This is a genomic window from Thermococcus piezophilus (genome assembly GCF_001647085.1).
Taxonomy (GTDB): Archaea; Methanobacteriota_B; Thermococci; order Thermococcales; family Thermococcaceae; genus Thermococcus; species Thermococcus piezophilus.
The window spans coordinates 1,777,373-1,796,755 of sequence record NZ_CP015520.1 but is presented as its reverse complement, the minus strand read 5'-3'; the positions used below and the strand labels follow the sequence as shown (position 1 = coordinate 1,796,755).

The following is a 19,383-nucleotide window of genomic DNA, read 5'->3' as shown; positions in this document are numbered from 1 at the left end:
GATTCCCGTCCCGCACTGGCGGGTAAGACTTGACGGAGTTATCAGGGGTTAAAGGGCTCTTTTATTTTCCACATCCCCAGCAGTCTGCCTGAACCCCACGTTGCCTGTACCTCGAAGACCACCATCAGGTCGCGGTATATATCTATGAGGTTGAAGGTGTTCCCGTAGGGGTTCCTGTGGAGCTCCCAGCTTACCGAGCTGGCGTTGACTATGGGCGTGTTCTCCACCTTTATACCGAAGGAGTTGCCACCGTGGCCAGTCAGAACGAGGTTGGCCTTTTCTCTTGTCAGCATCCTCAGCACGTCTCCGGCATCCTCTAGGAAGCCCCTCTCTCTGCTCCGCGGAATGGGCACGATGTTGTGGTGCATAACCACCACCGTGAACGTCTCGCGGTACTCCTCAAGGTGTTTGGCTATAATTCTCTGTCCTATCCTCCCCACAACCCCAATCGGTGTCTCGTACTGGGCGCTTATCACCGGAATAAAGGTGAATCTCCCGATTTCGAGGATATTTGGGTCGCCGAAGTACTCTCTGAAGAGGTCGTAGCCGAGATATGTTATGTCATTGTGGCCGGGAACGACGAGCTTCTGGGCTTTTATTTTCTCGTAGAACTCGTAGGCCTTTTCGTAGTACCTCTCTATTCCCATATCCACGATATCGCCGCAGTGGATCACCAGGTCTGGCTTTATGCGCTCGTTTATCGTTCTTATGGCGTTTTCGAGCACTTTTCTCCTGAAGTAAACCCTGTCCGAGACGTTGCTCTCACTGAGCTGGACTATCCTGAAAAGCCTTTTCTCCTTGGGGACGAAAATCTTTGGCCTTACAGGTTCGCGCTCTTTCTTTGCCCTCTCTCCGGTAACGCGCTTTATAGTAACCTCTATCCTTCCGTCATCGTGAAGAGTTATGATGTTGTAGCTGTTCACGTCACCCTTGCGCGTCTTCCTGCAGGAGGTGCAGCCCGCGTTGTCCACTACCATGTCCTCAACCCTGTAAACGTTGGGTACGTGCTTGTGACCGCACGTGTAGAGGCTGACTTCGTGCCTGAGCATTAAATCGAGGACGTCGCCGGCGTTGAAGAGCACGTTCCTCTCACGCCCTGTGTCGGGCAGAGGGACGATGTGGTGGTGGGCAGCAATGATTTTGAACTCCCTTTTGGAGTACTCCTCCAGCTTTGCTTTCAGCCACTTGAACTTATAGCCGCCGACCCTGCCGTCGCTCAAATCTGGAATCGTCGAATCGACCCAGATAACGACACCATTCTCGAACTCAAAAACGCCGTTCAGAGGCCCAATGAACTTCTGGAAGAGCTCATAACCGACGTTTCTAACGTCGTGGTTTCCGGGGATGACGACCAGAGGTTTCTGAATCTTCTTCAGTTCATATGCTGCCCGTTCATACTCCTCGCGCAGTCCTTGATTGGTGACGTCGCCCGTGTGGATCACGAAGTCGAAGTTTCCTCTGTTGATTTCGCTCACTATGAGGTCGTAGGCGTAGCCCTTGTACGCTGACTCGCTTGTTATGTGGGTGTCGCTTATGTGAGCTATTCGAATCATCGCCCATCACTCCGCGGCTATGGCAGTTTCGAGCTTTCTTCTGCTTGCGGTGAGAAGGTCGCTTAGGCTGAAGATGCCCACTATTTTGCCTTTCTCCTCGATGAGCATGTGCTTTATTCCCTTTTTGGCCATCAGATCGAGAACTTCCCTGAGCGGGGTGTTTTCGTCCACGGCTATGAGCTCGCTGCTCATTATATCTTTCGCCGGTGTCGTGTTCGGAAGGCCGGGAATCACAACGCGTCTTATTATATCGCTCTTGGTGAAGAAGCCGACGACCCGTCCCTCCTCCACTACCACAAGGGAGCCGATGTCGAACTCGACCATCACTTCACAGGCCCGCTTCACCGTATCGTCGGGCGCGACGCCAATGAGCTTTCTCGTCATGTAGACCTTAATCGGAGCCTTCCCCTCCATATCATCACCCAAAAGAAAAGTGGGAGGACTTTCTATATAACCTTATCACAGATGAACGGTCTCAACGCTGACATCCTCATAAGAAATCCGCAGGTAAAAGGCTGTCTCGTTGGGGATGACCTCGTATCCGGCTTCGTGATAGAGCTCCAGCGTTGAGGAAGCCACGGCAAATAGGTTCTCCTCCCTCAGAAGGAGGAGCTTGGAGTAGTCGAACCTCTCGGGTTTTTGGAGGAGTCTCTCGACCATCTTAGCCGTTATAAATGCAGTAAACTCTCCCTTGGAGTTCTGGAACAGCGTCATCGTGTTGAAGACACTCTTGGTGGTCTCCTCGATTACGCGGTAGTGGATGAGAACATCCTCCAGTTTGGGACTCGGGAGCCTCCTGCAGAGATACACGGCAAAGGTGTAGCTGTCGGAGGCGTTCCTTAGGTCTTTCTCGTCCAGCTCGGCGAGCTCGATTATCTTCTCCTTGTTGAGGTCTCCGTTGTGAAGCAACCAGAAGCTGAAGCCACGTCTCGTTGAGAAAGCGAAGGGCTGGACGTTGAAGAGGTTCTTGGCCCCCTGGCTGGCCGCCCTCGTGTGAACCATCAGAACGGAGAAGCCCTCGAGGGCATCCTTTACGGACGCGACGGCAGAAGAGTCCTCAAATATTGGCTTCATGCTCCTGTAGTGCCTCACGCTTCCGTCTCTCACCAGGACGTAGCCCCAACCGTCCCTGTGCTGTCTTCCACTTCCCCTACGCTCCTTATACGGGTCATTCTCCGAGGCTTTGACTATCGCATCGACGAGGGGTTTGATTTTCTTCCCGTCTCCAGCTGCAAACAGTATGCGGCACATTCTTCTCACCACACTGAGTTCCCTCCAGAACCCCAAAAGCTTTTAGGTCTCAAAGTGTAGATGTTTCCATGCTGCTGAGGGAGATAAAGAGGAAAGCTCTTAAGCTGGTGGAGGAAGACTTTAGGATTATCGACTTCTCCTTCGCCCTGCCATACACTTACGTCCTCATAGAGGGAGAGCGTGGAAGGGCCCTCGGTGTGGCCATGACCCTCCCCGAGGAAGTGGGCACCTACAGGACTTCGATTGAGGAGCCTTCTCTGGAGGTTTTCATCGAAAGGGCGGACAGTCTCAACGTCATCGAGCGAACGCTTGCCCTGGCGGCGATAAACGCGGTTTCTCAATACTACATCGACGTCTCAAATGCACCGAACTTGGACGTGGTTGAGCTTCTGGATGACAGCTTTGAAAAGGTCGCCATCATCGGTAACATGCCTCCCGTGGTGAGGACTATCCGCGAGAGGGGTTTTGACGTTTACGTCTTCGAGCGGAATCCGAAGCTCTGGGACAGGAACACTCTCAGCGATGCCCTCGAGTACTGGCTTCTGCCAGAGGTCGACGCTGTGATAGCGAGCGGTTCAGCCATCCTGAACGGGACCCTTGAGATGATGCTCGACAGGGCAAAGCGGGCTAAGTTTTTCATCCTCACAGGACCGACTGCCCAGCTCCTGCCAGAGTTCCTCAGGGGAAGTGGAGTTACTCATCTAGCCACCATGAAAGTTGTGGACATCGATACGGCCTTGGTGAAGCTCAAGCTCGGCTCCTTCAGGGGTTTTGAGGCGGGTAGCAGGAAGTACATCATTGGGGTCGGTGGATGATATGGAAGAGCTTAGAAAAGCCATTATCAGTGTTGCTAGGAAGGTGCGCGCTCACAGATCTCTCTACGAGAAGAACGAAGAGGCTGTAAAGCAGCATCTAATAGGGGAGATATTTCAGGCCCTTGGCTGGGACTGGAACAACCCCGAGGAAGTTAGACCGGAGGAGAGGACAGAGGACGGAAGGGCCGATTATGCCCTCATCCTCGACGGTAACGTCTTCGCCTACGTTGAGGCCAAGAACCTCGGTGTGAACATCCTCAAGAATGATAAACCGCTCAGACAGCTCGGCCGCTACTGCTTCAACTCGGGCGTGAGGTACGGTATACTGACGAACGGGGCAGTTTGGATAGCCCTAAAGGCCTTTGAGGAAGGCTCGAGGCTGAGCGATAGGATTCTTCTTATCACCAACATCGAGGAGGAGTCCCTGAACAAGCTTGTTCTCAAGCTCTCTCTTCTGTCGAAGTCCCGTATCTGGGACATTGAAAGGCTGACATCGCTTCTTAAAGCCCTCGAGCTGAGCTTTGCAGGATTGAGGAAAGAGGGCTATTCGGAAGAGATGCTCATCGAGTATCTAACTTCCAAGGGCGGTACGAACCTCGTTCCCGTCGAGGATCTTACCGGGACGGAGGCGCCCAAGGCAGCTTACGTTTATGACAACGGCTGGAAGCTCCTCCCACTACCTGAGAGGAGCATTAAAGGCGTCCTGCTCGCGGTCCTGCTCTACATGGAAAAAAACTCCCATGGTCCTCAGAAGGAAGAAATCAGGAAAGCCTACGAACACATAAGGGCGATGACGATAAGCCCCAGAACCGCCCTTGAAATTCTGAAGAAGCTCGAGGAGGAAGAAAGGCTAAGGATTTCCGTGGAGCTTTAGACGATCTTCCAGAGCTCGTCGCTCTCCGGCCTCTCAAGGGGCCTTTCCCTTCCGTTCTCAACTATTACCTTTGAGTCTTTGTCTTCCAGGAACTCCCCGATTACCGAGGCGTTTATGCCCTTTCCCTCGAGGGCGGAGATTATATCATCGGCATTTTCTTTAGGGGCAGCTATTATAAGCGCACCTGAGCTGATGAGGGCGAGCGGATTGAGGCCGTAAAACTCACAGATTTTCAGAGTTTCTTCCCTTATCGGGATCTTCTCTGCGTAAACCTTAAGGCCAAGCTTAGCAGAGTCTGCCATCTCGTGGAGGCCGTTGGTTATTCCGCCCTCGGTGGGGTCGTGCATTGCATCAACGCCGGCCTCGTTGGCCGTGAGGGCGTCCTCAACGACGCTTATCATCGAGATGAAGGACTTGGCCCTCTCGACAAACTCCCTCCCGAAGACCTTTACCAGTTCCTCCTCACGCTCGTTCGCTATGATGGAGGTGCCCTCTAAACCGGCCCACTTGGTGAGGATTATGGCATCGCCCGGTTTGGCACCGTTTGAGGTTACGAGCTTCTCCTCCGAAACCTCTCCCAGCATGGTGCCGACCACTATTGGCCTGTGGAGGCCTGGGGTGACCTCCGTGTGGCCGCCGACTATCGCCACGCCAAGCTTTTTGGCACTCTCGTGGAGCTCGTCCATAATCTTGGCGAGTAAGGCCTCGTCGGCATTTTCGGGGAGGAGGATAGAAACTAAAAACCACTTGGGCTTGGCGCCGAAGGTCGCAACGTCGTTCGCGTTGATGTGAACCGCATAGAAGCCTATTCTCTCCTCGGTCCCGGTTATCGGGTCAGTGGAGGCAACCAAAACGGAAGAACCGAAATCGATTGCAGTGGCATCTACCCCGAGGTCTGATTTAATTATAACCCTCTCGCCTGGGGCTCCCAGGCGGTTGAACACTATCTCCCTGAGCTTCTCTGGGGGAATTTTGCCTGGCGGCAGCATTTCAGACTTCCTCGAGCTTCTTCTTGACTTCCTCGGTGTGTCTCTTGGTCTCCTCTAGAGTGTTCCGCAGGTTTGCCAGCTCGAGCTTCAGCTCACCCAGCGTCTTGTTCATCTGGTAAAAGGCGAAGACCATTATCGCTATCAGGATCAGCCCGAGGGTTATAGATATCCATCCGCTCGGAGTCGAGCTGTACGGCATCATCACACCTCCTTCAGGTTTTTCACAATCTCGTTATCGATTATGAGCTTGAAGGGTTTTGCTTTGTAATACTTCTTTGCCCTTGGGTCGTTCGGCTCCAGGCGGAGCTCGCTCTCGACGAGGTTCGCCTTTTCCAACTTTTTCAGATGGAGGTAAAGCAGCTGGCGAGAAATGCCCAGGGTCTTTGCGAGCTCGTAGACGTACCACTCCTTCTCGCAGAGCATCTTGAGTATCTTCACCCTGATTGGAGAACTCAGAGCTTCCGCGATCACTGCCAGCTCTTGGATGCTCTCGACCATTTTTCATCACGCTTGGCCTTCCATAGGACAGGAAGTCATTACATAAGTTGGAACGAAAAATAAAAAGCTTTCGAAATCAGCGCTTCAGGAGGGTGTAAAGCAACGCCCCCAGCAGGAGGAGAGGCAGGAACAGGAACGCTAAGCGCGTAAATATGAAAAATATTCCAAAACCTCACCACATCCAGCCGAAGCCCCACCTCCTCCTTCCAAACATTGGACCCCTCATTATTGATCCTCCAAATCCTCTCGGCATTTTCATCCCTCTAGATATAGCCATCCAACGATTGTTTCGCCGCAGTCGAGCGTTACTTTGACCCCAAACGGGGTCTGGTAGGCGCTTCCAATGGTGAGCTTTTCAATGGGGCACTCACCTACGACCTTTCCGATGTAGTTTCCGTACTCATCGAGCAGTTTCATCACGGTTCCCCTTGAGGTCTCGTACATATCGACCCTCACGCGCCTGAGCAGCTTTAGAGCGTCGTCCTTAACTTCCTCCACATCTATCTCCTCAACCGGGAACTCCCCGAACTCAACGAAGTGCCAAACCTTGGCCTCCATATCTAAACCTCCATTCGATTATAAAAAAGAAAGCTTCAGATGGCGAAGCCTATCCTGTGGACAAAGCCCCTCATCCAGTTCCAAGTGTTCCTGAAGGTGTTGATGATGCTGTCAATTATTCCAGTCTCTTGAGTCGGCTCCTGTGCGGCGCTGTCCCATATTCCGGGGCCCCTGACAATGTCGCCCATCGGGTTGCCGAAGCCGTGGCTGTTTGCCGAGCTGATGACCTCCTGGTAGTAGTTCTCGCTGATCACCTGCGGCTCGTATGTTACCCCGTAGTTCGCGAGCACGCTCACGAAGCCCCTGAGGTGGTTCTTGCTACCTGCCTTGAGGCTCTCGTAGACCTGGATTATGTCCGCGTTGTCGGTCTTCTCAGTCCACTCCTCCAGGTCAGCTATGTCAGTCTCCTCTATCAATGCCCCGACCTTGAGGGCGTCGACGAGGCCTTGGCTGCCCATCTCGACGAGCTGGTCGTAGAGGGCCTGAAGTTCTGGATTCGTGAAGACGCCTATTTCGTCGGTGGCCGGGTCGGTAAGGTTGTACTTCTCTATCAGGACAAGCACGGTGTCAGTATGCGTCTGCTCGCTCTGGGCTATGTTGTAGAATATTGGCAGTCCATACATCTCATAGAACGTGAGGTAGACGTCCCTGGCGAGCTTCTCCTCTTCTCTCATCCAGAGTAGGCCGTCTATTTCCTCTTGGCTCAGGTCAGCGTAGTAAGTGGTGAGTGTGCTGTCCACGAGGGGCGCGGTCTCCTGGACCGGCATCCTTGGACCGGTCCAGCTCTGCATTGCTGCAGCCATTCCAAAGGTCATTCCAACCAGCAGGGCGAGGAGCCCAACTCCAAACAACTTCATATTTCTCATGTTATTAGCCACCTCCATGTGTAAGTTTAATATTACATATATCGAAGACTTTATAAAGTTTTCGGTATAGATACAATTAAAAAGGCAGCCTTGGGCACATACATCATGCAGCTCAAGCTGAAGAAAATACTCATTGAGGAGTGGTTGTTTTCTCTCTCGGTCTCTGGCCTAGTCTTGATTTCCCTTGTGACACAGAGAATCCCCCATTACTCCACCGATGACTTCCAGGTTGTCTTCACACTCTTCGTGTTCCTAGTCATTGTCAACGGCCTACAGCGCGAGAACGTCCTCAGGTTCTTGGCGGCCAACTTTCAGGGGAACTTGGGAGCGGTTAAGCTCGTTGCAATAACTGGGATTCTCTCGATTTTTGTCACCAATGATGCCGCTCTAATAACGATGGTTCCCCTCACTCTTGTCATAGACTTCGAAGACGCCGCCCTAGTTGTTATTTTGGAGACGCTAATGGCTAACGCCGTCTCAGCTTTGACGCCCTTTGGCAATCCCCAGAACCTCTTTATCTACTATCACTACAACGTTTCACCCGCCGATTTCGTCCACACTATACTTCCCTTCGTCTTGGTGATGTCTCTTGTTATACTCTTCATGAGTCTTAGGGTGAGAGCCAATCCGGAGGTTGAGTTCTCTGGGAAGCCGTCTCGGGAGGGATGGATATACGTGGGGATGTTTCTCCTGTTCATAGCTGCAGTCTTGAAGATCGTCCCCCTGTGGGTCGGCGTTATAGTTTTGGGCTACGCCCTCCTTTTCGATAGGAGGCGCCTCAGGGTAGATTACTTCCTTCTCGGCACTTTTCTGGCGTTCTTCGGCTTCACGGACAACGTCTCCCACCTTCTGAGATTTGAGCTGGAGTTCCCTCACCAAACATTCTTCACTGCTGCATTCCTCAGTCAGATAATGAGCAACGTCCCCTCAGCACTGCTCATTGCTGACTTTACGTCCGATTGGAAAGCCCTTCTCTGGGGAGTGAATGTCGGTGGATTCGGAACGCTTATCGCTTCACTTGCAAACCTAATCTCCTACCGCATATACTCATCGCACAGAAATAAAGAAAGGACATATCTGATACGGTTCCATCTCTACAGCTTTTCATTGTTCCTGCTGGGGATCATCCTGTATCTAGTTATTGAATAGCAGAATCTGGCTACCTGATGACAGCAAGTAAAAACGGATCAAAAACAAAATTAAACGTCATGGGGCTCCCCCATGAACGGGGAGCTTTCTATGGCCTTTTATATGTGGCTTGCCGCTCATATAGAGCTCCCTGAGGGTGCTTTCCAGCTTCATCAGGAGGGCACTGGCAGTCTCCACGTCGTTGTTCTCAATGGAGGCCTTAAGCTGCTCAACCAGATTCTCTAATTCTGAGACATCGATCCCGGCCTTTTCTAGGACTTTTATCTGGGCTTCTAGGCGGTGGAGTGTTATCTCTGCCCTCCTCATCGGGTCGAACTTCACCTTCATGTTCCACTCCTTTGAGGCTATCCTGATGACAAACTCAGCGTGGGCCTTCGCCGCCGTTGCCTGTCCGTAGGCCCTTCCGTACTTACCTTCGTCATAGGCCTCCTTTGCCCTCTCAAGCTCCTTCTTTGCAAGGTTGAGCATCTTCTCGGCAAGCCACTCCTTCTGCTCCGGGAGCGTCACGTTGGCAAGGAGCTCCTCCGCAGTGGTTATCCTCTCCTCGCCCATGTTGATGGCCTTGAGTGCCACCTCCCAGGTTACGTTGACCTCAACCTCGGTGACGTTGAATGGAGTCTCGTTATCAAAGGCCCCCTCACTGAGCCTTTCCCTGACCCTCTCCGCAACGCCCTTCATAACGTGACTCCTGATGATGGTTATGTTCTTGGGCCTGAGCTGTATCTTCATCATAACCTGAGTTATGTCGGTACTGTTGTTGACGAAGATTATTATCCCGTGAACCTTCAAGGCCCTCCTGAGGGCGACCTCGATTCCGGCAGTGTCGTTGCCTGGAACCACGATGACGCTGTTTTCGAACTTTATTTTGAGCTTCACGGTGGCGTTGTTGATAACGGCCAGGTTGGTCTCGTACCTGTTCCTGCCCCACCAGCGCTCAACTGTGATGTTCAGGCCCTCGAGGTCCTCGACGTACTGGTCAACAACGGCATCGGGGCCGCCAATTATTATGACCTCATCTGGAGCGTAGCTCATTATCTCGGCGGTAACGTTCGGGTAATAAACGCCCCACGCAGTGGTTATAATAACTGCACCAGTCAGATTGGCTAGGTACTCGGCCAGTGCACAATCTGCCTCGTTGTCGCTGACGAGGATGACAGTTGCTGAAGTTTCCCCTGCGGAGACTCTTCCGAACGCCAACGTGGTCGTTATTAGCATCATACCGAAGAGCAACGCGATGACTTTTTTCCACATCACGGTACATCACCTCGACTGCTACTATGAAAAAGGCCTTATTTAAGCTTTTTTCACGAAATCGTCAGTGTAAATTCATGCTTATTTAGCCTGGGGCGGTCGTCGTGACTATTTTGTCCTTTATCGTTAAAAAATGTTAGCCAACGTTTATCTATGTTCAACGGCCCTCATCAGCGAAGAGAAAAGAAAAAAGTGCCAGCACATCTCTGGGTTAATGATACAAGCCCATAGGCATTGTCGGGCTCACACCTCTTCGAGTATCTTCTCCACCTCGGCGGTCTGTCCCCGAAGATCCGCCGCGACCTGGTTTATTCCCCTGAGCTCTTCCGTTATGGCTGCGAGGTTCTTGTGCAGGGAGTACATTGAGAACAGGACCACTGCCAAGAGAACGAGCCACAGGGCTATGTTCACGTACTCAACGTAACCGGGAGTCTCGGAGTAAAAATATCGGGGAATGTAAGGGCCCATCAGCCTTCACCTCCTTCAGCTGTTTCGTTTCCCTCAACTGGGCTGTTTAAACCCAGAAGCTTCTCAATCGCCGCGGCGAGCTCTTCCTTGAAGACCTCCCTATCTAGGCCATTCTTGAGCTCGATGGTCTCAAGGAGTTCATCGGGTTCTGCTTCGATGCCATAGTCTTCCTTCAGGACTTTGGCCAGCTCGTCCGCAGGGACGCCGTAGAGATCCGCGAGCTGTTGTAGCGCATAGCTCTTGAGCATCGTTCCGGTGATTTCAACGTAGGTGTATGTGGTGTTGATGGTCTCGTTCGGGAGATAGTCCAAGTAATCGTGGGTGCCCTCAGTGTCTTCCGTGTTCTCTTCCTCTACGATTAAGGCGCCGTAAGCGTAGAACCCCGCTGCTAGGAGGGTGAACACGAGCAGCAGCGCAGCGATGGGCTTCCACTTGGTCTTCCTAAAGCCCATCCTGAGCATGGTTATCATGCTCTTAAACCCTATTATCAGGTGAGCCGCCACGAGACCTACCATGGCAAAGCCGAAATACGTGTGGGTGTTGGTCCACGTGTCCTTGTCAAGCCCTAGGAAAGTCCAGCCCAATGTATCTGCTATCCTTCCAGAGGGTGCTAAATACAGGGCTATTCCAGAAATGATGACCACTATAAAAACAACCGTTAGCGCGAGGTCTATTATTCCCCTAAGCCAGGCCGGGGCCGCTTTCCACTTCATCAACGGCATCTCCCCTTGCATTTTATGGTTCCAAGAGTAGGAATTGTTGGAGTTTCAATGTGGAAACCTCTGTCAGGGGTCATTCCTTTGGTTTTCAACATCAATTTCATACGAATCACCACATATGTAACTTTAAAATTACATATGATGGCTCCATTTAAAAAAGTTTCGGTAGACTGGTTGGCCAAAGGTATTGAATACTTTAATATCCAAAAAAAGAGTAATCCCCGCAGAATAAAGGAAGAGAGCACAGAATCAGAGAGAGACGTAGTAGTACTCTCCCATCTCCTTCTGCTCCCTGTCCTTGACGCTTCCTTCCTTGTTGGCCCTCGGCCTTCCAGTATCCGGATCGCGTCTGAAGGTTACTCCCACACTGGCCAGGAAGCGGTTCATGCCCTCGCGCATTCCTGTCGGCGGCAGAGCCTTACCGTACTTGCCAGGCTCTCCCTCAAAGACCATTATCCTGTCGCTTATGTAGTCTATCATGAGGACGTCGTGCTCTACTACGAGGGCAGTCTTTCCTTCTTTCTCCATGAGGTGCCTTATCGCCCTTGATACGGCCAAGCGTTGCTCGACGTCGAGGTAGGCTGAGGGCTCGTCGAGCAAATAGAGGTCGGCATCACGTATGAGCGCCGCAGTTATAGCGACCCTCTGCAGCTCTCCACCGCTCAGCTCGTTCACCTGCTTGTCGTAGAGGTCTGGAATGCTCAGCGGGTTTAACAGCTCGGTCTTGTAGAAGTTGCTGAGGAGCTTTGAGGCGTCGATCTTGCTCAAAAGGTCGTAAACCGTTTCCTCATAGTCTGCCTTGATGTACTGGGGCTTGTAGCTGACCTTGAGCTCCCAGTCGACCTCGCCCTCTGTGGGCTTCTCCACTCCGGCCAGCATTTTCACGAAGGTGGTCTTACCGATACCGTTCGGGCCGACGATGCTAACAACTTCACCCATGTAGAGCGTCCCCGGCTCGGCCTCCAGTCTGAACCCACCGTAGTCCTTGACGAGGCGCTGGTACTCAACGAGTATCTCGCTCGCCTGGCTCTGCCTATCGCTGGACTTGGTGAAGCGTATCTCATAGGGCCTAAATCTAACGTTCTCGTCTCTTAAATAGCCCCTGAGGAATTCGTTGATGCCGTTCCTCGTTCCCTTCGGCTGGGAGAAGATACCGTAAGCGCCAGGCTTACCGTAGACGACGTGGACTATGTCGCTCAGGTAGTCGAGAACCGCCAGGTCGTGCTCGACAGTTAAGACGGCCTTTCCTGAGTCGGCAAGCTTCCTTATTATCCTCGCGACCTTGAGACGCTGCCTTATATCGAGGTAGCTGGAGGGTTCGTCAAAGAAGTAGAAGTGTGCATTCCTGAGCAGAGCCGCGGCTATTGCAACCCTCTGAATCTCACCACCGCTTAGCTGATCTATGTTCCTGTCGAGGACGTTCCTGAGCTCGAGCTCATCAACAACTTCATCAAATGCTCCAATCTCGTCTGCCCTCTTGAGTAAGTCCCTCACCTTGCCCTTCACTGCCTTGGGGATTAAATCGACGTACTGGGGCTTGACAACAGGTCTAATCTCTTTGTTTTTCAGCCTCTCAAAGTAGGTCTGGAGCTCGTTGCCGCGGAAGGCCCTAATAACGTTGTCCCAGCTGTCGTTGTCGCCGCAGAGGTTTGGGAGGAGCTGGCCGGCGAGTATCTTGACCGCGGTGGTCTTACCGGTTCCGTTTGGACCAAGGATTCCGACGACCATACCTTCCTTGACGACCGGCAGGCGATAGAGGACGAATGCATTGACGCCATAGCGGTGCACGCAGCCCTCTTCAAGCTCCTCCGGGAGGTTCACAATGGTTATCGCGTTGAACGGGCACTTGTGAACGCAGATTCCACAGCCCGTACAGCTTGCCTCTTGAATTATGGGCCTGTAGTTCTCCTCGTCGATGATTATAGCCTCGCCACCCATTCGATTGACTGGACAGACGCGCTCACACAGGAAGTGCCCGCACTTGTCAGGGTTGCACTTCTCATAATCGATGACCGCGATTCTCATTCCCACCACCGCCCTACCCTACTGAGAAGGCCTTTAAAAAGTTGCGACGTAGTTTGACCCATGAGCCTATTCGAGGCCTTCAAAGACCTCAAAGGCGAGATAGCCCACGTGAGCGTTTTTTCATCGAGGAAAGGTGATTTCTCGGATTTCCGGTTCAACCACCGTGAGATAAATGCCCTCCTTAACGAGCTGGGATTCGCCCTCTACCGTCACCAGGTTGAGGCGCTGGAGAAGCTCTACTCCAGCAAAAACATCGTGGTAACCACTCCAACTGCGAGCGGAAAGAGCGAAATCTTCAGGCTTGCCATCTTTGACTCCTACCTCTCGAATCCTCGCGCAACGTATCTTCTCATCTATCCCACCCGCGCGCTTATCAACAACCAGTATGAAAAGTTCTCGCTCGAAGCCTTCTACTTCTTCAGGCTCACAGAAAAGATACCGACGGCGAGTATCTTGACTGGCGACGTCCCGTGGGAGGAGAGGAGAAAGATACCCCGCGAGAAGCCGAACGTGATATTCACGACTCCAGACATGCTCTACTACAACGCCCTGAGGAGGTGGCGGGACTATGAATGGCTCCTGTGGAACCTCTGCTACCTCGTCATTGATGAGCTTCACGCATACCGCGGCGTCTTCGGCAGCAACACTGCCTACCTATTCCGCAGGCTGGCCTTCAGGCTGAAACGTCTCAGAGTTAAACCCCAGATAATAGCCCTCTCTGCGACGCTCAGGAATCCGAAGGAGTTTGCCGGAAACCTCTTCAAAACCAAGTTCGAGGTCGTGGAGGAGGCCACAAACCCCTTTCCCAGGAGGTACCTAATCCTCTTCGAGCCGAGGAACCTCGACGGGAGACAGCTCCTCAGGGCGGTCGTCGAGAGGCTGGCGGGGAGAGGAATCAAAACCCTAGTCTTCTTCGACTCACGGAAGGGCACCGAGAAGCTCCTGCGCTTCATGCTCGGCTCCCCAGTTTTCACGAAAACGAGCACCTACAAGGGAACACTGCCAAAAAACGTCCGCTGGGAAATAGAGCGGGACTTCAAGGAGGGAAGGCTTTTAGTTCTACTCACCACGAACGCCCTCGAACTGGGAATAGACATCGGTGATTTGGACGCAGTGATAAACTATGGCATCCCACCAGACGGCCTCTTCTCGCTCATCCAGCGCTTTGGCAGGGCTGGGAGAAAAGCGGACAGAGAGGCTATCAACGGTATCGTCCTGAGGAAGAACGGAGTCGACTATTACTACAAGGAGCACGTCGATGAGCTCGTCGAGAAGCTTGAGAAGGGCATAATCGAGTATATGCCTGTCAACCTGTGGAACGAGCACATAGCGAAGAAGCACATCCACTACCTCCTCACCGAGGTTGGAGTGGTTGAGTGGGATGAGCTGGACGAGTTCGAGAGGAAGGTTGCGGAAAAGCTCGTCATCGAGAGGCTCGCCTCATTCAGAAAGAACCCCCTGCTTGGAAAGCTCGAGGTCAGGCCACTGAGGCCAGCTCTTAGTTATTCCTCACTTAGAACGGCGAGCGACGAGAGCTTCTTCCTGCTCATAGACGAGCCGTGGATAAGAGCCAAGCTCGTGGAAAAACGGGACATGGGTGAGCTTCTCCGCTTCATCAACTGGCTCAAGCTCAAGGGCTACGTAATTGAGGAGGTTGATACGGCCGAGTACCACCGCTCCCTCCTTCTGGGTATGGCCTACTTCTCGAGGGGAGAGCTCTACATGGCGAAGGACCGATTGAGCCTCGGCAAGTTCCACTTCGTCTTCGCCAAGAGACTCAACCGCCTCTGGGACGTTGAGACCTTCGCGAGCAAGGGGGAGGACATCGAGAGGCTCGAAGTTTACGAGAGTAAGTCTTACAAGGGGACAGAGGTTCATCTGGGCAGGCTTAGGGTCAGGCACGTTTACACGGGCTTTGCGGTTAAGGGCAGGGACGTTGAAAACTACGCCGCTGAGCTGATGAAGCTCAGGAAGGAGGGAATCCTCCGCGGGGAGATACATTCTCCTGTAAGCGGCCAGAGGGTTGAAACTGAGGAGGACTTCTCCATACTCAACTGGGAACGCTTTGCCAGAGTCGAGTTTGAAAAACCCCTAGAGGGGGAGTTTGAGACCGAGGGCATATGGCTCGTCTTCCCGGACTGGATTCGGGAAATTCCCCACGAGGGGTTCAACGAGTTCTTCAGAGTGGCGGCGGAGAAGGAAAAAGAAAACATCACCTTCGCCCTCTACGAGAACCTCGACAGGAGGAAGCTCTTCCCCGAGCTGTTAGGAGCGACGAGCCACTACATCAGGAAGGCGATTGATGATGCCCTCCAGCGCTTCAACATTTAAGACAAGGAGCTCGCCTTCGCGATAAAGAAGATGATGGACAGCAAGGACGGGGTAGGCTCTGCGTTACACGCCATAGAGCACAACATGATAAAGATAGCCCCCATCTTCACCTACGTGGATTCGAGGGAGCTTGGCGGCTACAGCTACGCGAGCTTTCCCATCCCCCCACGTAGGGAAGCCAGTGGTGTTTATCTACGACGGCAATGAGTTCAGCGCTGGGCTGGCGCCAATACTCTACGAAAACGCCGAAAAACTGATGGAGAAGAGTTTATGGCACCTGAAGGGCTGCGAATGCAAAGACGGCTGCTCCGTCTGCGTTCTCTCGTCCAAGTGCGGCACCTTCAATGAGTTCCTCGATAAGTGGATAGCGAGAAGGGTGTGGGAGAGATTACTTAAACAACCCAATAAAGGGCAAGATTTTTAACTCCAGATGGTCATCCCCAGCCCATGACCGTGCAGAGCATCCCTGGACCCGAGGTGTACTGTGTAATCTACAGCCTTGTGGAGCGTGGAAGGTTCGAAGAGGCTCTCGCCAAGATACGGGAACTCCCTCCGGACTATGCGAGCGAGGAACTGGTCTCTCTTGGGGGTGAAGATTGCAGCGGACTTCGCCCGGCGGGGCGATCTTAGGAAAGCACTGGTTGTGGTGGACATCCTGGTGGGGGACTCCGTCGATTGGGCAAGATGGCACGTTTTCAAGGAGTATCTAGATTCGTACAGTCTGGAAAGAGCGGAGACGTCCTTTGAGAGACACCAAGTTCTTATAAAGCCAGAGAGTAAGGTGGAGGCTCTCCCGGACATTGCGAGGTGTGCCGGAAAAGAGAACTCAAAGCTTGCCCGTGACGCGCTGATTCTGGCCCTCCAGCGGGCGAGGCACATAAAGGGACGTTCAAACAGGGACTGGAGGCTGGAGATGGTTATAAACACTGCGTGTGACCTTGAGGAGTGGGATATCGTTGCAGAGGCCTGCCGGGCCATGAGCGGAAAGGGGCGAAGAAAGGTCATAGAGGATAGGCTCTTTCCCGAGGAGCTGGAGAAAGGGGTAACCACCTGTTGGGAATTCGCCGAGACACTGAAGAGGCGCTATGAATCGGCGGAGGAAAACTCCTTCGACCTGGTCATAGAAGCCCACTTGAAGTATGAGAAGGAAATCCTGAAATCGCGAGTAGTACACCCTTACCTGTACAAGCTGAAGGCAGTAAAAATTGAAGAAGGCGTTACGTTCTACGCCGTTAGAAGACCCCTTACGGTGGCACTTACCTGGTACCTGTTGGACAGAGTGAGGCGGCTCCTGAGTCTAAACGCTCCTCATGAAGAGGGGCCTTAGTCTAACCCTCCCGCGCGTCTTTTCAGTCAGAAGCTCCATCAGCGGTTCGGCCTCACCTTTTCTCGTCTCCACGATGAATTTCACCAGCTCACCGTAATCCTCGCCAACCACCTTCCCGCCGTTTCCCTCGACAGTCTCTCTGACGGCCTGGTAGAGACTGTAGGAAAAAACAACCTCAAAGCGCTCTGTCTCATAGACTTCGACTATCCCTGCGTTTTCTATGGCCAAACTAGCTGCTTCGCTGTAGGCCTTAACAAGCCTGCCGTAGCCGAGCTTTATGCCGCCGAAGTAGCGCGTAACAACGACAACGACGTTGCTCAGGCCTTTGTTCTGGATGACCTTGAGAACGGGCTTTCCGGCAGAGCCTTTAGGCTCGCCGTCGTCGTCATAGCGGACAGCAAAGTTCTTCCCGTCGTTTATCAGATACGCCGAGACATTGTGGGTGGCGTCGCTGTGGTGGGCCTTTATCTTCCCTATGAAGGATTTTGCTTCTTCCTCAGAGCTGGCAGGTGAAGCGTAGCCTATGAAGACGGACTTCTTAACGACTAACTCGGCTGTGCCTATGCCCTTTAGCGTTCTGTACATGCCTTACCCTCTCAGCGTCGCGATGAGTTTCTTCTCGTTGAGGAGCATAGCTATCGCATCTTTGACATCGGTAACTACGATATCGCTCGCGAGTAGGGCGTCTATTGTGGCCCCCTCTGGACCTATGACGCAGAAGGCCAGCTCGGCGCTCTCCAGCATTGCTACGTCGTTGTTTCCATTACCGACGGCTATGTAGGAGCCGTAGCTCATAGCTTTTTGGAGCTTCTCGCTTCCGTCTTTAATCCTCTCAACCCTGACGGGGAGGCCTTTGAACTCTTCCTCCAGCGTCCCGAAGGTGTCCGCACTTAGTATTACAACGGTGTACCTGTCGGCAAGCCTCTCCAGGAGGTGCTTTACCTCATCGTCCACTTTTCCAGCCGATCCAAGGGTCCCGTTGAGGTCGAACACTACAGTTTCAGCTTCTATTTTGCCGTAGCCAGGAATTTCCATTGAGACCACCACTGTAACGTTGCCAGGAGGATTTTTAAGGTTTGAACCCCAAGTGGCCGATAGAGGGGTGGGGGGCGACCAATTCAAGGGTGTGTTCCGTATCAATAGAGAAAGAGTTAAATATCTCACCACTGGAGGGAATACCATGTTAAAAGTGCGAGAGCTTGTCAATGACTGGGAGGTTCTCGTTAGGCTAAACTCGTTCTTTCTGAGCTACTTCGGATGGCTCTTATTTGGACTTGCCTACGGCTTTCTCGGCAGGTATAGCGTTGATTTGACCGATTATCTCTTGAAGCTTCCGTTCACCTCCAGGGATTTTGTGGTTAGCCTTGTGGGGTTTACAAAAAGTGTTCCTCTCATATACTGGCTCCTTGAGGCAGTTTATTACCTGGGCTTCTCAGGGTCAATCGCTCTCGTCGTTGCATATCTACTCCTTTACAAAAGGGATTTGGAGACATCGGACGAGCTCTTTATTCGATATCTGCTCTCCTATTCCGTGGCTGGAGTGATATACATCCTCTTCCATGTCCACGCACCACATCTGGTCTACAACCTTCCAGGCTACATATCCGAGAATAACTATCTGACGAGGCAGGAGTTCGTTCTGCCTTCTCTCCATAACACCTTCGCCATGGTGAACATAATCACCCTCTGGAAGTACAGAAAGGAGAAGACAGGCGCGACTATCATAGCCATCAACTCGTTAATACCCTTTGCCACGCTCCTCCTCGGCCACCACTGGATTTATGATATAGTCACAGGGATGCTCCTTGCGGGAATCGTTTCAAGGCTCCTCGTGGGCTATTCTCCAAAGCTCCCGGCCATCCTGTGCAGGCTGGAGCTCTCTTATCTAAAACGGCTGACACTGGTCAGTTTCTTCATCGGCGTCATCGCCCTCTTCCTCGCTGCCGCCCCTCAGCACTGGAGCCAGCTCGTCAACAATCTCTTTGGGACTCCCTGAGAAAAACTTATAAATGTCTCCGAAGCCCTTAACATCGGGTGCCGGGGTAGCCTAGCTCGGCAGGGCGGCGGACTCGTAATCCGCAGGTCGCGGGTTCAAATCCCGCTCCCGGCTCCACAACCACCCTTCCCACTTCTCAGGCCATTTCTCAATTGAAAGCCTCACCAAAACGGCATCCTCCATGAAACGGCTCCTGTTATTTGAAGGCTTTTATTGCTCACCACGGAATAATCCCTAATCTTACCAAAAACTGAACTTTGGTGGGCCCCTCGGCTGAATCAGACATCATGACCAGGTACATGGAACCGTTCTTCGGGAATCTCCAGGTCCTTTCCAGACTGTACGTGTTATCTACCTTAAAGAAGCAGAGGGCACCCCTCCCGGATTCTAGCATGCTGAGGCCGGTGTCGTCTGTGATACATATCGTCACAGGATTATCGGAGGTTATTGAGAAATAGACCATACTCCACTCGTAACCTTGGATTTCATATATGTAATAATCCCCGGGCGGTATTACTACCTCCTCCTGGAGCTGGTATGAAACTCCAAGGATGCTGACTGAGAGCAAGACAATAACAACTACCATAAGCGCGAATCCAAAGGCTTCTAAGCGCCTCAGGTTTAATGGTCCAAGAATTACATGCTTCACGGTACCTCCCTATTACTATTACGTTCCGTCCTATTTAAAGGTTGTTACGTTGAGTCTGACTTTT

The 19,383-nt window shown here is 52.5% G+C and carries 20 protein-coding genes, 1 tRNA gene and 1 pseudogene; 7 read left to right on the top strand and 15 right to left on the bottom strand.

The features are described 5' to 3' along the window. Positions 1-41: 41 nt before the first annotated feature. Genes A7C91_RS09850 through A7C91_RS09840 form a run of 3 tightly spaced genes read right to left on the bottom strand, consistent with a single transcriptional unit; the run spans position 42 to position 2,804 of the window. On the bottom strand, positions 42-1,553 hold the full coding sequence (locus tag A7C91_RS09850; RefSeq protein ID WP_068667081.1) for a metallophosphoesterase family protein: 1,512 nt from the start codon (positions 1,551-1,553) through the stop codon (positions 42-44). A gap of 6 nt (positions 1,554-1,559) precedes the next feature. Beyond that, positions 1,560-1,967 carry a CBS domain-containing protein gene (locus A7C91_RS09845; RefSeq protein ID WP_068667079.1) on the bottom strand — a complete coding sequence of 136 codons (408 nt, stop codon included), beginning with the start codon at positions 1,965-1,967 and terminating at the stop codon, positions 1,560-1,562. Positions 1,968-2,012: 45 nt separating this feature from the next. Then, entirely contained in the window at positions 2,013-2,804 is a 792-nt protein-coding gene (locus A7C91_RS09840; RefSeq protein WP_068667077.1) for a class II glutamine amidotransferase, read from the bottom strand. A gap of 68 nt (positions 2,805-2,872) precedes the next feature. Here A7C91_RS09840 and A7C91_RS09835 point away from each other — a divergent pair, with 68 nt between their 5' ends. Both A7C91_RS09835 and A7C91_RS09830 read left to right on the top strand, forming a co-directional pair. Continuing rightward, positions 2,873-3,619: a Rossmann-like domain-containing protein gene (locus A7C91_RS09835; protein ID WP_068667075.1), complete on the top strand. Its 747-nt coding sequence runs from the start codon at positions 2,873-2,875 to the stop codon at positions 3,617-3,619. Between the two features lies 1 nt (position 3,620). Next, the gene (locus A7C91_RS09830; RefSeq protein ID WP_068667073.1) at positions 3,621-4,493 is read left to right on the top strand and encodes a type I restriction enzyme HsdR N-terminal domain-containing protein; all 873 of its coding nucleotides are present in this window, start codon (positions 3,621-3,623) and stop codon (positions 4,491-4,493) included. On the opposite strand, the gene A7C91_RS09825 is transcribed toward A7C91_RS09830, so the two are convergent. The 5 genes from A7C91_RS09825 to A7C91_RS09805 form a co-directional block, all read right to left on the bottom strand. Beyond that, positions 4,490-5,482, bottom strand: coding sequence for an AIR synthase family protein (locus tag A7C91_RS09825; protein WP_068667071.1), 993 nt, complete (start codon positions 5,480-5,482; stop codon positions 4,490-4,492). The two genes, A7C91_RS09830 and A7C91_RS09825, sit on opposite strands and share 4 nt — an antisense overlap. 1 nt (position 5,483) lies before the next feature. Further along, positions 5,484-5,681: a hypothetical protein gene (locus A7C91_RS09820; RefSeq protein ID WP_068667465.1), complete on the bottom strand. Its 198-nt coding sequence runs from the start codon at positions 5,679-5,681 to the stop codon at positions 5,484-5,486. Between the two features lie 2 nt (positions 5,682-5,683). Continuing rightward, positions 5,684-5,980, bottom strand: a complete 297-nt coding sequence (locus A7C91_RS09815; protein ID WP_068667069.1) for an ArsR/SmtB family transcription factor — start codon at positions 5,978-5,980, stop codon at positions 5,684-5,686. Positions 5,981-6,235: 255 nt separating this feature from the next. After that, positions 6,236-6,538, bottom strand: coding sequence for a hypothetical protein (locus A7C91_RS09810; RefSeq protein ID WP_068667067.1), 303 nt, complete (start codon positions 6,536-6,538; stop codon positions 6,236-6,238). Between the two features lie 35 nt (positions 6,539-6,573). Next, the gene (locus A7C91_RS09805; protein WP_068667064.1) at positions 6,574-7,404 is read right to left on the bottom strand and encodes a DUF2202 domain-containing protein; all 831 of its coding nucleotides are present in this window, start codon (positions 7,402-7,404) and stop codon (positions 6,574-6,576) included. 105 nt (positions 7,405-7,509) lie between these two features. Here A7C91_RS09805 and A7C91_RS09800 point away from each other — a divergent pair, with 105 nt between their 5' ends. After that, on the top strand, positions 7,510-8,553 hold the full coding sequence (locus A7C91_RS09800; protein ID WP_068667062.1) for an SLC13 family permease: 1,044 nt from the start codon (positions 7,510-7,512) through the stop codon (positions 8,551-8,553). Positions 8,554-8,610: 57 nt separating this feature from the next. Here A7C91_RS09800 and A7C91_RS09795 read toward each other — a convergent pair whose 3' ends face one another. The 4 genes from A7C91_RS09795 to A7C91_RS09780 all read right to left on the bottom strand — a co-directional run bounded on the left by A7C91_RS09795 (position 8,611) and on the right by A7C91_RS09780 (position 13,016). Then, positions 8,611-9,804, bottom strand: a complete 1,194-nt coding sequence (locus A7C91_RS09795) for a cell wall-binding repeat-containing protein (protein ID WP_234394502.1) — start codon at positions 9,802-9,804, stop codon at positions 8,611-8,613. Positions 9,805-10,047: 243 nt separating this feature from the next. Further along, complete coding sequence (locus tag A7C91_RS09790) at positions 10,048-10,272, bottom strand: hypothetical protein (protein ID WP_068667060.1); 225 nt, start codon at positions 10,270-10,272, stop codon at positions 10,048-10,050. Further along, positions 10,272-10,985 (bottom strand): DUF4405 domain-containing protein, encoded by a 714-nt coding sequence (locus tag A7C91_RS09785; protein WP_068667058.1) that lies wholly within the window; start codon positions 10,983-10,985, stop codon positions 10,272-10,274. The genes A7C91_RS09790 and A7C91_RS09785 overlap by 1 nt, the downstream gene beginning before the upstream one ends. A gap of 255 nt (positions 10,986-11,240) precedes the next feature. Next, positions 11,241-13,016, bottom strand: coding sequence for a ribosome biogenesis/translation initiation ATPase RLI (locus A7C91_RS09780; protein ID WP_068667056.1), 1,776 nt, complete (start codon positions 13,014-13,016; stop codon positions 11,241-11,243). Between the two features lie 60 nt (positions 13,017-13,076). On the opposite strand from A7C91_RS09780, the pseudogene A7C91_RS09775 reads away from it, so the two are divergent. After that, positions 13,077-15,771, top strand: a pseudogene (locus A7C91_RS09775) (DEAD/DEAH box helicase). A 165-nt stretch (positions 15,772-15,936) separates the two neighbouring features. Next, entirely contained in the window at positions 15,937-16,674 is a 738-nt protein-coding gene (locus A7C91_RS09770; RefSeq protein ID WP_199920037.1) for a hypothetical protein, read from the top strand. Here A7C91_RS09770 and A7C91_RS09765 read toward each other — a convergent pair. After that, positions 16,645-17,259, bottom strand: a complete 615-nt coding sequence (locus A7C91_RS09765) for a YigZ family protein (protein ID WP_068667052.1) — start codon at positions 17,257-17,259, stop codon at positions 16,645-16,647. The two genes, A7C91_RS09770 and A7C91_RS09765, sit on opposite strands and share 30 nt — an antisense overlap. Positions 17,260-17,262: 3 nt before the next feature. Further along, positions 17,263-17,709 (bottom strand): HAD family hydrolase, encoded by a 447-nt coding sequence (locus A7C91_RS09760; protein WP_068667050.1) that lies wholly within the window; start codon positions 17,707-17,709, stop codon positions 17,263-17,265. A gap of 145 nt (positions 17,710-17,854) precedes the next feature. Between A7C91_RS09760 and A7C91_RS09755 the strand changes: the two genes are divergently transcribed. Together A7C91_RS09755 and A7C91_RS09750 are read left to right on the top strand one after the other, a co-directional pair. Next, positions 17,855-18,670 (top strand): phosphatase PAP2 family protein, encoded by an 816-nt coding sequence (locus tag A7C91_RS09755; RefSeq protein WP_068667048.1) that lies wholly within the window; start codon positions 17,855-17,857, stop codon positions 18,668-18,670. A gap of 40 nt (positions 18,671-18,710) precedes the next feature. Beyond that, a tRNA-Thr gene (locus A7C91_RS09750) sits at positions 18,711-18,787 on the top strand. 100 nt (positions 18,788-18,887) lie between these two features. Here A7C91_RS09750 and A7C91_RS09745 read toward each other — a convergent pair. Then, complete coding sequence (locus A7C91_RS09745) at positions 18,888-19,319, bottom strand: hypothetical protein (RefSeq protein WP_068667046.1); 432 nt, start codon at positions 19,317-19,319, stop codon at positions 18,888-18,890. Between the last annotated feature and the right edge of the window lie 64 nt (positions 19,320-19,383).

Coding starts and splice junctions, on each gene's coding strand:
- A7C91_RS09850 (WP_068667081.1), bottom strand. CDS start 1,553: ATGATTCGAATAGCTCACATAAGCGACACCCACATAACAAGCGAGTCA.
- A7C91_RS09845 (WP_068667079.1), bottom strand. CDS start 1,967: ATGGAGGGGAAGGCTCCGATTAAGGTCTACATGACGAGAAAGCTCATT.
- A7C91_RS09840 (WP_068667077.1), bottom strand. CDS start 2,804: ATGTGCCGCATACTGTTTGCAGCTGGAGACGGGAAGAAAATCAAACCC.
- A7C91_RS09835 (WP_068667075.1), top strand. CDS start 2,873: ATGCTGCTGAGGGAGATAAAGAGGAAAGCTCTTAAGCTGGTGGAGGAA.
- A7C91_RS09830 (WP_068667073.1), top strand. CDS start 3,621: ATGGAAGAGCTTAGAAAAGCCATTATCAGTGTTGCTAGGAAGGTGCGC.
- A7C91_RS09825 (WP_068667071.1), bottom strand. CDS start 5,482: ATGCTGCCGCCAGGCAAAATTCCCCCAGAGAAGCTCAGGGAGATAGTG.
- A7C91_RS09820 (WP_068667465.1), bottom strand. CDS start 5,681: ATGCCGTACAGCTCGACTCCGAGCGGATGGATATCTATAACCCTCGGG.
- A7C91_RS09815 (WP_068667069.1), bottom strand. CDS start 5,980: ATGGTCGAGAGCATCCAAGAGCTGGCAGTGATCGCGGAAGCTCTGAGT.
- A7C91_RS09810 (WP_068667067.1), bottom strand. CDS start 6,538: ATGGAGGCCAAGGTTTGGCACTTCGTTGAGTTCGGGGAGTTCCCGGTT.
- A7C91_RS09805 (WP_068667064.1), bottom strand. CDS start 7,404: ATGAGAAATATGAAGTTGTTTGGAGTTGGGCTCCTCGCCCTGCTGGTT.
- A7C91_RS09800 (WP_068667062.1), top strand. CDS start 7,510: ATGCAGCTCAAGCTGAAGAAAATACTCATTGAGGAGTGGTTGTTTTCT.
- A7C91_RS09795 (WP_234394502.1), bottom strand. CDS start 9,804: ATGTGGAAAAAAGTCATCGCGTTGCTCTTCGGTATGATGCTAATAACG.
- A7C91_RS09790 (WP_068667060.1), bottom strand. CDS start 10,272: ATGGGCCCTTACATTCCCCGATATTTTTACTCCGAGACTCCCGGTTAC.
- A7C91_RS09785 (WP_068667058.1), bottom strand. CDS start 10,985: ATGAAGTGGAAAGCGGCCCCGGCCTGGCTTAGGGGAATAATAGACCTC.
- A7C91_RS09780 (WP_068667056.1), bottom strand. CDS start 13,016: ATGAGAATCGCGGTCATCGATTATGAGAAGTGCAACCCTGACAAGTGC.
- A7C91_RS09765 (WP_068667052.1), bottom strand. CDS start 17,259: ATGTACAGAACGCTAAAGGGCATAGGCACAGCCGAGTTAGTCGTTAAG.
- A7C91_RS09760 (WP_068667050.1), bottom strand. CDS start 17,709: ATGGAAATTCCTGGCTACGGCAAAATAGAAGCTGAAACTGTAGTGTTC.
- A7C91_RS09755 (WP_068667048.1), top strand. CDS start 17,855: ATGTTAAAAGTGCGAGAGCTTGTCAATGACTGGGAGGTTCTCGTTAGG.